Here is an 11,369-nt window from a genome sequence, read left to right on the forward strand (position 1 = left end):
TCTGTGAAGCATAAGCCGGGCGGGATCGGCATTTCACGGACACGGACACGGGCCCTACCGTGGGCTGACGGGCCTCCGACGCACCGGGTCGCACCGGGTCGCACCGGGTCGCACCGGGTCGCACCGGGTCGACCGGTGGCCCTGGGGTGCGCGTCCGTACGAGCGTGCGCGTCCGTGCACCGCCGCGGTGGGCGGATCGAAGGGCAGGGGCAGTTGCCCGTCGCGGGCCCCGGGAGTGCAGTAAAGTGCACTTTTAAGGTCAGCACAATGAACTGCGGTGTGGTGAACTTCGAGGGCGCGGCAGTCGCGGGGTGGACGGCCGTGAGGTCGATGCGGCCAATTAGGTCAATGCGGTCAATGAGGTCGCATCGAGGACATGCGGTGCGGCCGTATGAGGACACCGCGTCGATGTCCTCAAGGTGACCGCGACGCACAGGCGCTCGGCTCCACGGGGTCGTTCCACGGCCCCGCACCCGCACCCGCACCCCGCACCGGTACCTCGCTCCGTTCCGCACCACGACCACCCACAACCGCAGACCCAGTCCGGGCCACTGGTCCCGGACGGCCGCCTCGAAAGGACTCCTGTGGACGTTCCGCCCGCTGTCACCGGAACCGCACCCGTCGCCGGGGCCTCCGTCACCCAGCCCGAGGCCGTGGCCGCCCTGCCGGACGGTGGGGCCCGTGGGGACAACGGTGGGGGCAAGGGCCGATTCGGGGCCATGGGACCTGTCGGGCTGGTGCTCGCGGGCGGGATATCCGTCCAGTTCGGCGGGGCGCTCGCCGTCACCCTGATGCCTCGCGCCGGCGCCTTCGGCGTGGTCACCCTGCGGCTGGTCGTCGCCGCGTTGATCCTCGTGCTGGTGTGCCGTCCCCGGCTGCGCGGCCACAGCCGCGCCGACTGGGGCACCGTCGTCGCGTTCGGTGTCGCCCTCGCGGCCATGAACGGCCTCTTCTACCAGTCGGTGGCCCGTATCCCCATGGGCCCCGCCGTCACCTTGGAGGTACTGGGGCCGCTGGCTCTGTCGGTCATCACCTCACGCCGGCTGGTCAACCTGCTGTGGGCCGGACTCGCGCTCGCCGGTGTCTTCCTGCTCAGCGGCGGCGGCTTCGACACCCTTGACCCGGCGGGAGTGGCCTACGCCCTCGGGGCGGGCGTCATGTGGGCCGCGTACATCGTCTTCAGCGCCCGCACCGGCCGCCGCTTCCCGCAGGCCGACGGGCTCGCGCTCGCCATGATCGTCGCGTCCGTGCTGATCCTTCCGTTCGGGATCGTGGAGTCGGGTGCGAAACTCCTCGACCCGTCCATCCTCGCGCTCGGCGCCGCGATCGCCGTCCTGTCCTCGGTCCTGCCGTACACCCTGGAACTCCTCGCCCTGCGACGGCTCCCCGCCCCCACGTTCGCCGTCCTCATGAGCCTCGAACCGGCCATCGCCGCGGCCGCCGGGTTCCTCGTGCTCAGCCAGGCGCTGACGCTGTCCCAGGCGGCGGCCATCTCCCTCGTCATAGTGGCCAGCATGGGCGCGGTACGCACCCAGATCGGCGGCGGCCGCGCGGCTCGCGCGCGGGAGCGGGCCCGGGACCGGTCCCGGGTGCGCGAGGGCGACGACGCCCATTAGGTCAATCAGGTCAATCAGGTCGGCCGCACCGGTCGCGCCTCCGATCGGCGCACGCGCCCGGGAAGTTGGCGCGACGGACGGTGTGACGGAGGCGCGCCAATAGGACGGAACCTGACCTGTATGGATCGTACGGTCAGCTCGTGACCCCGAGCCGGAACACAGGTCCCGGCGCAGCAGGATGCGAGCGCACATGTCCGACGTCACCGTCCCCACCGCCACCAGTGTCGACGCCGACCTCGTGCGGCCGTTCCGGATCGCGATACCGCAACGGGACGTGGACGATCTGCGCGAGCGTCTCGCACGCACCCGCTGGAACCGGCAACTCCCGGGCACCGCATGGGACCGGGGGGTTCCGGTCGCGCATCTGCGTGAGGTGGCCGACCACTGGCGGGACGCGTACGACTGGCGGGAGCAGGAAGCGCGCCTCAACGCGTTCCCGCAGTTCATGACACGGCTCGACGGCCAGGACATCCACTTCCTGCACGTCCGTTCCCCCGAACCGGACGCCCTGCCGCTGGTCCTCACCCATGGCTGGCCCAACTCGTTCCTGGAATTCGTCGACATGATCGGTCACCTCACCGATCCGAGGGCGCACGGCGGTGACCCGAGGCAGGCGTTCCATGTCGTGGTGCCGTCGCCGCCGGGCTTCGGGTTCTCGGAGCCGCCCCGGGAGGCGGGCTGGAGCATCGCACGGGTGGGCGGCATGTGGGCCGGGCTGATGCGCCGCCTCGGTTACGAGCGCTACGGCGTGCAGGGCGGCGACCTGGGCGCCTACATCGCGCCCGCCGTGGCCGAGGCGGACCCGGAGCGGGTGGTCGGCGTCTACCTCATCGGCGGTCTGGGCATCCCGTCCGAGGAGGACGTCCCCGGTCTGACCGAGGAGGAGCACGCGGCGTACATGAAGATCATGGGCTCCGACTGGGTGCAGGGCACCGACCATCACGCGCTGCTGCGCGCGGCCCCGCAGACCTTCGCCTACGGCTGGGAGGACTCCCCGGTGGCGGGCCTCGCGTGGATGCTCCAGAAGCTCAAGGAGTTCGGCCCGGCCGACTCGACCCCGGAGGACGTGCTCGGCCGCGACGCGATCCTGACGAACGCCTCGCTGTACTGGTTCACGGGCACGTTCGGCTCCTCGTCCTGGCCCATGTACGACACCACCGCCATCGGCTGGCCCCAGGGGCAACGGCACGCCCCGACCGGCGTCTACCACGGCATCGCCGGCCTGCGCCGGATCGCCGCCCGCGACTGCGACCTGATCCACTGGCCGCTGGACAACCCGGGCGTGCACCACTTCATCGCCATGGAACAGCCCGCACCCCTGGCCGCGGACATGGCCACATTCTTCGCCCCCCTCCGCTGACCTCATTCGGCGCTGCCCTCATTCAGCGGTGACCTCATTTGTCGGTGACCTGGTTCGACGCGACCCGTCGAGCATGATGAGGGCACCGTTACCCCGACGCTGACCTGATTCGACCGACCGGGCGGCCGTGCACGCGGACGCCCGGTTCGGTACGCGGGCCGGGCCGAGGGCGGACCGGTCGCCGAGGGCGGACGGGCGCGGTCGAGGGGGGATCGGGCCGTTCGCCCGAAGTGTGACCCAGGGCATGTCCGGAGTGTCGGTCACCGCAGTACGCTGTCCGCATGCCTCAGCTCATACGCCGCCGCCACGTGGACTACGTCCGCGTCACGAGCATGGGCTGTCAGCGCCCCGTCTGACCTCAGCCCCCAGTCAGCTCAGGCAGCCGGAGCCCGCCCCATCCTGGCGGATGCCCCGGGCCGTTCCCCCGCGGACGCACACCATGACGCATTCCCCCCGGTCCCCGTACCCGACCCACCCGTCGCACGAGCGGCCGTACCAGCTCCAGCTTCCCGTCATCGATCTCTCGGCCGCCGACCGCGGCCCGCAAGCACGTGCCCTGCTGCACGCGCAGCTGCATGACGCCGCGCACCGTGTCGGCTTCTTCCAGCTCGTGGGGCACGGTGTCAGCGATGCCGAGACCACCGCTCTGACCAGTGCCACCCGCCGGTTCTTCGCCCTCCCCGAAGCCGACCGGCTCGCCCTGGACAACGTCAACTCCCCGCACTTCAGGGGCTACACCCGCACCGGCGACGAACGCACCGGCGGCAGCCGCGACTGGCGCGACCAGCTCGACATCGGCCCCGAACGTCCCGCGCGGGCACCCGCCCCCGGCGAGCCCGCCTACTGGTGGCTCCAGGGGCCCAACCAGTGGCCTGCCGCCCTGCCCGAGCTGCGCACCGCCGCGCTCGGCTGGATGGAACACCTCACCGGCGTCGCCGACCGTCTGCTCCGGGAACTCCTCGCCTCCATCGGAGCGTCCCCGGACTTCTACGATCCCGTCTTCGGGGACCGCGCCCACCCGCATCTCAAGCTGGTCCGCTACCCCGGCAGTTCACGCGACGGAGCCGATCAGGGCGTCGGCGCGCACAAGGACTACGGCTTCCTGACGCTGCTCCTCCAGGACGAGGTCGGCGGGCTCCAGGTCGAGCGGGAGGACGGCGCGTTCCACGACGTACCGCCGCTGCCCGGCGCGTTCGTCGTCAACCTCGGCGAACTCCTCGAAGTGGCCACGGACGGCTATCTCGTGGCCACCAACCACCGGGTCGTCAGCCCGCCCGGCGCCACCGAGCGGTTCTCCGTGCCGTTCTTCTACAACCCGCGCCTTGACGCGCGCGTGGAACCGCTGGCGTTCCCGTACGCCCCGAGGGCCCCCGGGGTGACCAGCGACCCCGACAACCCCCTGTACGCCGAGTACGGCCGCAACGAGCTCAAGGGCAAGCTGCGCGCCCACCCGCAGGTGACGGCCCGCCACCACGCCGACCTGCTGGTCCCGGCGTAACGGCGGTTTCCTGGACCGTCCTTGGGCGTCCTTGGGCGCTCTTGAGGCCCCACGGCACCGCGCGAGCCTGCCGTGGGGCCCGGGGACCCGAATCAGGTCGACGAGGTCGGCGCCGTCAATGAGGCCACTGAGGTCAACTAGGCCACTGAGGTCAACTAGGTCAGCCTGGCCAACTAGGTCAGCCTGGCCAACTAGGCCAGCGTGGCCAACTAGGCCACTGAGGTCAGCGCGGCCAACTAGGTCAATCAGGTCAGCGTCCGGACGAGTCCTGTCCGCTGACGAGGCACCGGTTCACGACGTCCCGCTTCAGGACGTACCCGGCGCGGCGATGTCCGTGTACCCCTCGATCGACTTCGGGTCGCGCGTGCCGGGGCCCACGTATCGTGCCGAAGGCCGTACCAGCCGTCCCGTGCGCTTCTGTTCCAGGATGTGCGCCGACCACCCGGCGGTCCGCGCGCACGTGAACATCGACGTGAACATATGCGCCGGGACCTCCGCGAAGTCCAGCACGATCGCGGCCCAGAACTCGACGTTCGTGGCCAGTACCCGGTCCGGGCGACGGGCGTGCAGTTCCGCCAGGGCCGCGTTCTCCAGGGCCTCCGCGACCTCGAACCGGGGCGCGCCCAGCTCCCGCGCGGTGCGTCGCAGCACCCGCGCGCGGGGGTCCTCCGCGCGGTAGACCCGGTGGCCGAAGCCCATCAGCCGCTCGCCCTTGTCGAGGGTCCGCCGGACGTACGCCTGCGCGTCCCCGGTCCGCTCGATCTCCTCGATCATGCCGAGGACCCGTGACGGCGCCCCGCCGTGCAGCGGGCCGGACATGGCGCCCACCGCGCCCGACAGCGCGGCGGCGACATCGGCGCCGGTGGAAGCGATCACCCGCGCGGTGAACGTCGACGCGTTCATCCCGTGCTCGGCGGCCGAGGTCCAGTACGCGTCGACCGCGGCGACGTGCTTGGGGTCCGGCTCGCCCCGCCAGCGGACCATGAACCGTTCGACCACGGAGTGGGCCTTGTCGATCTCACTCTGCGGCACCATGGGGTGGCCTTGTCCGCGCGCGGACTGCGCGACGTACGACAGCGCCATGACGGCGGCGCGCGCGAGGTCCTCGCGGGCCTGCTCCTCGTCGATGTCCAGCAGCGGCTTCAGCCCCCACACCGGTGCGAGCATGGCCAGCGCCGACTGGACGTCGACACGGATGTCACCGGAGTGGACGGGAATGGGGAACGGCTCGGCCGCCGGGAGTCCGGGGTTGAACGCGCCGTCGACGAGCAGTCCCCAGACGTTGCCGAAGGACACGTGTCCCACGAGATCCTCGATGTCGACGCCCCGGTAGCGGAGGGCGCCGCCCTCCTTGTCCGGTTCGGCGATCTCCGTCTCGAACGCGACGACTCCTTCGAGTCCGGGTACGAAATCGGACATCAGGCGGCTCCTCATGTGATGGACGACGGACAGTCGCGGACACCCCGTGGTGGGTGACCGCGCGTGACGGTCGTGAGGGGGGAACAGGAAGTGGGGACGGATGGTGACGGGTCCCCGCGCGCTATGGAGGTACTGGTGGAGGTGCCGACGACGGACCACCGTCGGGGGGCCGCCGTTCCGTGGGCGCCGCCCCTGACGCGGGCACCACGGACCGGACCGTCACCTCGGTGATGCCCCGCTGGGGCGGTCGTTCAACCGGTCCGGAAGCAGGACACTACCCCTCAGTGCCACCAAATGGGAGAGTTCGCGGCACTGAGTGCCATGCGCTACTCCGTGTGACGATCACCCGCGCGGCACCCGGTACGGGTCCTCGGTGCCCGCGTCCGGGGCGCCGCCTCGGCATCGTTCCCGGGACGGCCGTACGGCAGGATGACGGCGTGAACCGCGACTCCTTCGATCATCCGAACCCGGCCGCGATGCGCGAGCACTACCGTGCCGAGGGTCTTGCCGAGGGCGAGCTGGCCGCCCGTCCCATGGAGCAGTTCGCGCGCTGGTTCAGGGACGCGGTCCGCACCGCCGACGAGGGCTCGCTCTACGAGCCCAACGCCATGGTCGTCTCGACGGCGGACGCCGGGGGCCGCCCCAGCTCCCGTACGGTCCTGCTCAAGCGGTACGACGACGAGGGCTTCGTCTTCTACACCAACTACGGCTCCCGCAAGGCCCGTGACCTCGCCGAGAACCCCCAGGTGGCGCTGCTGTTCCCCTGGCACCCCATGGCCCGCCAGGTCCTGGTCACGGGCACGGCCGCACGGACCGGCCGCGACGAGACGGCGGCCTATTTCCGCACCCGTCCGCACGGCTCGCAGCTGGGCGCCTGGGCGAGCGCGCAGTCCACGGTCGTCACGTCCCGCACCGAGCTGGACACGGCGTACGAGGAGCTGGCCGCCCGCTATCCGGAGGGCGAGCAGGTGCCCGTGCCCCCGCACTGGGGCGGTTTCCGGGTCGTTCCGCGGACCGTCGAGTTCTGGCAGGGCCGCGAGAACCGCCTCCATGACCGTCTGCGCTACGTTCGCGAGCCCGACGGCCCCGGGTGGCGTGTGGAGCGGCTGAGCCCCTGAGAGGGCCGCCGAGGACTCCTGACGGCCCTGTCGACCGGTTCCGTGACCTGCTGGGAAGGTCCAGAACTCCCCGGCGCTTGCGAACAGAACGGAACCGGACCGTGCGGGCACCGCGCGGCTCGTGGGGAGTTCGGACCCGGCAGGACGTGCTGGACAGCTCGGGGCACCCCACCGGACGTGCGGGTCGCGGTGCCGCCGTCGGCACGGTCCAGGACGCCTTCGGGCACCCGGAGGCGTCCTGGACCGTACGACCTCACCCCGCCGGATCACTGGCCGTCCTCCCCACGCGCGCGGGTTCGCGGACGCTCCGGCACCCGGCGGGGTGTCACCCCGTCAGGGCTCCCTCCAGGAAAGGCTCGATCGCCGTACGCCATGCCTCCGGCTGGTCGTAGTGCACGAGATGGCCCGCGTCGGCCACCTCGGCGTACTGCCCGCGGGGAAGCACCCGCACCATCTCCTGCGCCTCCGCGCGGCCCAGCTCGCCGTCCAGCCCGCGCAGGACCAGGGTCGGGCACCGGACCTGCGCCAGCTCGTCCCAGTGCGCGTTGTGCACCCATGCCTCGCGGGAGCGCAGCATCTGTTCGGGGTCGAACACCGGACGCCAGCCGTCGGGGGACTCGGCCATCACCTCCGCGTAGAACGCGCCCCGCGCGGGGTTGGGGCGTTCCGCCCAGGGGTCGTCCTCGCCGAACCACTTGTGCACGTCGGCCAGGGTGGCGAACGGCAGCGGCCACGCGCGGAACCAGTCCTCCCACTCGCGCTGGGAGGCCGCCCCGTAAGCCGAGGCGCGCATGTCGCACAGGATCAGCGCCCGCACCAGGTCGGGGCGGCGCGCGGCGACCTGCCAGGCGGTGAGCGCGCCCATGGAGTGGCCGATCAGCACGGCGGGTGCCAGATCGAGCTGTTCGAGGGTGGCCACGGCGTCCGCCACGTACGCCTCGCGGTCGTACGGGCCGTCGGCAGGCTTGTCGCTGCGGCCGTGGCCCCGCTGGTCGACGGCGACCGCGCGGTGCCGCTCGCCCAGCCAGCGGGCCGTGCCCGCCCAGTGGGACGCGCGGCCCATCAGACCGTGCAGCAACAGCACGCCCGGCTCGCGCGACCGCCCTGGTTTGGGCGGGTCGGCGAAGTCCCAGGCGGTCAGGTGTACGCCGTCCGCCCCGGTCACTTCGATGCGCGTGGCCATTGCTACGGCACCCCCCTCACTCGTCGGCTCATTGGCTGGTCGCGGGCTCTTCCGGGTCTCGATGTGCTGCTCCGGTCCGCTGGGGAACGTGTCGCCGGGGTGTGTGGCCACGGCGCCTCACCGCGCGCGTGGGCCGCCCCGGTGCGGCGCTCTCGCATGGTTCAGGTTATCGAACCTTCATTCGAAAACGGGGTTCTGGCCATCAACACCGCTCGTTCGGGTGACGGTGTCCGAGGGTTGGCCGATCCCACCCTGGGGAGATCTTTCCCGAGGGGCGGGCCGCTCGGGGAAGACGGTCCGAAGGGGCTGACCCTGGGAGCTCGGGGCTCCGGGTCGGCGAAGGGGAGGACCGGGCCCCGGCGCCGTGAGGCGCCGGGGCCCCATACGTGTCGTCGGCGGCCGGGATGGTCGGTCCCGGCCCGTCGGCGGGCCTTGTCCGTGCCGGTGTCGGCGCTCGTGCGAGGTGCGCCGTTCCCGTCGTGCCGGTGATGCCTCGCCTGGTGTTCGCAGCGCATCGCCCGCCCCTCCCCGGCCGAGCGGCCGGACCGCTCCACGCGGCCCAGAGCCTTCGAGTCATATGCCTCTCGCACAGCCTGGCACGGGATCGGGGCGGCCGCTGCGATTCCACGCACAGAATCCCGAATCCGGTCCGCACGGGAAAGCCAACTGTCCCCCTCCCGTGTGGAGTTGCCTCAGTGGTCCCACCGCGCGGCCGGGTGCGGGGCCTCTGCATCCGGTGGCCGGGGCGGGCGGCGCCCGGCCGCGACCTGTCGGAGCGGGCGGACCTCGTGCTCGGTACGTCCGCCGGAGCGGTGACGGGCGCCCGTCACATGTGCGGTGAACCGATACCCGCGCCGTACGGCGGGACTGTGGCCGCTCATCGATGCCGCCGGGCGGCGCTGGATCGACGGGGGCGTGGGGCCGAGCGTGAACGTCGCTTCGGTGGCCTCTCGGCCGCCGCCCGGCAGAGGCTGTTCAGACACCCGGCGGGGCCCATTCACGGGACCCGCGCACCGCTGGTGCGGGGCGGGGTGCCGCGGGTGCGAGGGGACGGACAGGCCCCGGGGCGGTTCGGGGCAGCACAAGGGCTCCTGTCCGCCCACCTCGACCGAGCGCGCCGAGGTGCGGAGGGGGCCAGCTGCCGGACGGGACCCCTCCGGTCGTCCGGGGGGAACCGTCCGGCGATTCCCGACGGCTACCGCTTGGCGACGAAGACGTGGCTCGCCTACCGCTTGGCGACGAAGACGTGGCTCGCCACCTCGGTCTCCAGCTCCGCGGCCTCGCCCCCGCTGCCGACGAGCACCCCGCCCGCCGACTCCGTGACACTGACGACGGACCCGGGCTGCACCCCGGCCCGGCGCAATGTGTACATCAGCTGCGCGTCGGTCTGGATCGGCTCCCCGATCCGGCGCACGACGACCGTCTTGCCGTCGCTGCCCGGGTCCAGATCGGCGAGGGAGACCATGCCCTCGTCGAGGAACGGGTCGGCGCTCTCCTTCTCGCCCAGCTCCTCCAGCCCGGGGATCGGGTTGCCGTACGGGGACTCCGTGGGGTGCCGCAGCAGCTCCAGCACCCGCCGCTCCACCGCCTCGCTCATCACGTGCTCCCAGCGGCACGCCTCCGCGTGGACCTGCTCCCACTCCAGGCCGATCACATCGACCAGCAGGCATTCCGCGAGCCGGTGCTTGCGCATCACCCGCGTGGCGAGCCTGCGGCCCTCCTCGGTCAGCTCAAGATGCCGGTCGCTGGCGACCGACACCAGACCGTCACGCTCCATGCGCGCGACCGTCTGGCTCACCGTCGGGCCGCTCTGATCCAGGCGCTCCGCGATACGGGCGCGCATAGGGACCACACCTTCCTCTTCGAGTTCGAGGATGGTGCGGAGATACATCTCCGTGGTGTCGATCAGTCCGGACATTCGTACGTGCCCCTCGTTCGGCTTTGCTAGTGCCGCACTAGCGAGTGCGCTGGCCCCTGGCCCCAATTCTGACGCATGGCGCTGACAACCGGGCCTACCCGCAGAACAGCTGATGCGGCCCGCCGGATTCCGCGTCCGGTGCGCCCGGTCCCGCGCGCCGGCGCCAGGAACCTCGGACCGGTACGTGAACGAACTGCGGGACGGTTCACCGAGCGTACTGCGCGGCGGTCGGTGAGCGTATTGACAGCGCAGTGGTCCAGACCGCACCGTGATCCGCGACACGCGCGCGGGAACGCCCCCGCGCGGGCCCGTCCACCTCACCCACGCGGCACATCGCGCGAGGTGGACGCACTCCCGCGCGCGGTGGTCGCACGGTTCCCGCGCGGTGACGACGACCGCGGACGAAGGGGAATCGGCGATGAGCGACAGCAGGTCCGGAGCGGCAGACCAGGCCGGGGGCGGGCCGGCGGACGGCGCGGGGGGCCACGCGGCGGGGGCCGGGAGCAAGCTGTCCGACCGGTTCTTCGACGCGGCCATCGGACTGCTCCAGCAGGTCCGTGACCAGGACGCGCCCGAGATCGCCGCCGCCGGGGCCCTCCTCGCGGACACCGTCGCCGACGGCGGGCGGCTCTTCGCGTTCGGCGCGGGACACTCCTCGCTCGCCGCCCAGGACGTCGTCTACCGCGCGGGCGGCCTCGCCCTGATGAACCTGCTGACGGTCCCGGGGGTCGTCGGCGTCGATGTCATGCCCGCCACCCTCGGCTCCGCCCTGGAACGCGTCGACGGCCTCGCCACGGTGGTCCTGGAGACCAGCCCGCTCAGGGCCGGTGACGTCCTCTTCGTCATCTCGCTGTCGGGACGCAACGCCCTGCCCGTCGAGATGGCCATGAGCGCCCGCGCGCGTGGCGTCAAGGTCATCGGGGTGACCTCCGTCGCCTACGCCACGGAGACCGGTTCACGGCACTCCTCGGGCACCTACCTCAAGGACCACTGCGACATCGTCCTGGACAGCCGTATCCCGGTCGGGGACGCGGAACTGACCCACGACGGCATCGAGGCCCCGTTCGCCCCGGCCTCCACGGTGGTCACCAGCGCGCTCCTCCAGTCCGTGCTGGCGACGGCGGCCGGCGCACTGGCGGAGCGCGGGATCGAGCCCCCCTTGCTGCGCTCCGGGAACGTCGACGGCGGTCATGAGTGGAACCGCCGGGTGATGGCCGAGTACCGGGACCGGATCTTCTACCAGCGGTGACGCCGGAG

General features: G+C 72.0%; 8 protein-coding genes. 5 read left to right on the top strand and 3 right to left on the bottom strand.

All coding sequences use genetic code 11. From position 1 onward, the window contains the following. Window positions 1-584: 584 nt before the first annotated feature. The 3 genes from AB852_RS03970 to AB852_RS03980 all read left to right on the top strand — a co-directional run bounded on the left by AB852_RS03970 (window position 585) and on the right by AB852_RS03980 (window position 4,474). Complete coding sequence (locus AB852_RS03970) at window positions 585-1,616, top strand: EamA family transporter (protein ID WP_073783568.1); 1,032 nt, start codon at window positions 585-587, stop codon at window positions 1,614-1,616. A gap of 190 nt (window positions 1,617-1,806) precedes the next feature. Then, the gene (locus tag AB852_RS03975; protein WP_073783570.1) at window positions 1,807-2,976 is read left to right on the top strand and encodes an epoxide hydrolase family protein; all 1,170 of its coding nucleotides are present in this window, start codon (window positions 1,807-1,809) and stop codon (window positions 2,974-2,976) included. A 439-nt stretch (window positions 2,977-3,415) separates the two neighbouring features. Then, the gene (locus AB852_RS03980) at window positions 3,416-4,474 is read left to right on the top strand and encodes an isopenicillin N synthase family dioxygenase (protein ID WP_073783572.1); all 1,059 of its coding nucleotides are present in this window, start codon (window positions 3,416-3,418) and stop codon (window positions 4,472-4,474) included. A gap of 306 nt (window positions 4,475-4,780) precedes the next feature. Here the strand turns inward: AB852_RS03980 and AB852_RS03985 are convergent, their stop codons facing one another. Then, on the bottom strand, window positions 4,781-5,893 hold the full coding sequence (locus tag AB852_RS03985) for a citrate synthase 2 (protein WP_073783574.1): 1,113 nt from the start codon (window positions 5,891-5,893) through the stop codon (window positions 4,781-4,783). 476 nt (window positions 5,894-6,369) lie between these two features. On the opposite strand from AB852_RS03985, the gene pdxH reads away from it, so the two are divergent. Next, on the top strand, window positions 6,370-7,011 hold the full coding sequence (gene pdxH, locus AB852_RS03990; RefSeq protein WP_073785366.1) for a pyridoxamine 5'-phosphate oxidase: 642 nt from the start codon (window positions 6,370-6,372) through the stop codon (window positions 7,009-7,011). 325 nt (window positions 7,012-7,336) lie between these two features. On the opposite strand, the gene AB852_RS03995 is transcribed toward pdxH, so the two are convergent. Both AB852_RS03995 and AB852_RS04000 read right to left on the bottom strand, forming a co-directional pair. After that, window positions 7,337-8,194, bottom strand: coding sequence for an alpha/beta fold hydrolase (locus AB852_RS03995; RefSeq protein WP_073783576.1), 858 nt, complete (start codon window positions 8,192-8,194; stop codon window positions 7,337-7,339). Between the two features lie 1,225 nt (window positions 8,195-9,419). After that, on the bottom strand, window positions 9,420-10,112 hold the full coding sequence (locus AB852_RS04000) for an iron-dependent transcriptional repressor DtxR (protein ID WP_073783578.1): 693 nt from the start codon (window positions 10,110-10,112) through the stop codon (window positions 9,420-9,422). A gap of 418 nt (window positions 10,113-10,530) precedes the next feature. On the opposite strand from AB852_RS04000, the gene AB852_RS04005 reads away from it, so the two are divergent. Then, complete coding sequence (locus AB852_RS04005; protein WP_079184270.1) at window positions 10,531-11,361, top strand: SIS domain-containing protein; 831 nt, start codon at window positions 10,531-10,533, stop codon at window positions 11,359-11,361. Window positions 11,362-11,369: the final 8 nt, after the last annotated feature.

Origin of the sequence: Streptomyces uncialis (assembly GCF_001905345.1) — a bacterium.
In the GTDB taxonomy this organism is placed as follows: Bacteria; Actinomycetota; Actinomycetes; order Streptomycetales; family Streptomycetaceae; genus Streptomyces; species Streptomyces uncialis.

Coding starts and splice junctions, on each gene's coding strand:
- AB852_RS03975 (WP_073783570.1), top strand. CDS start 1,807: ATGTCCGACGTCACCGTCCCCACCGCCACCAGTGTCGACGCCGACCTC.
- AB852_RS03980 (WP_073783572.1), top strand. CDS start 3,416: ATGACGCATTCCCCCCGGTCCCCGTACCCGACCCACCCGTCGCACGAG.
- AB852_RS03985 (WP_073783574.1), bottom strand. CDS start 5,893: ATGTCCGATTTCGTACCCGGACTCGAAGGAGTCGTCGCGTTCGAGACG.
- pdxH (WP_073785366.1), top strand. CDS start 6,370: ATGCGCGAGCACTACCGTGCCGAGGGTCTTGCCGAGGGCGAGCTGGCC.
- AB852_RS03995 (WP_073783576.1), bottom strand. CDS start 8,194: ATGGCCACGCGCATCGAAGTGACCGGGGCGGACGGCGTACACCTGACC.
- AB852_RS04000 (WP_073783578.1), bottom strand. CDS start 10,112: ATGTCCGGACTGATCGACACCACGGAGATGTATCTCCGCACCATCCTC.
- AB852_RS04005 (WP_079184270.1), top strand. CDS start 10,531: ATGAGCGACAGCAGGTCCGGAGCGGCAGACCAGGCCGGGGGCGGGCCG.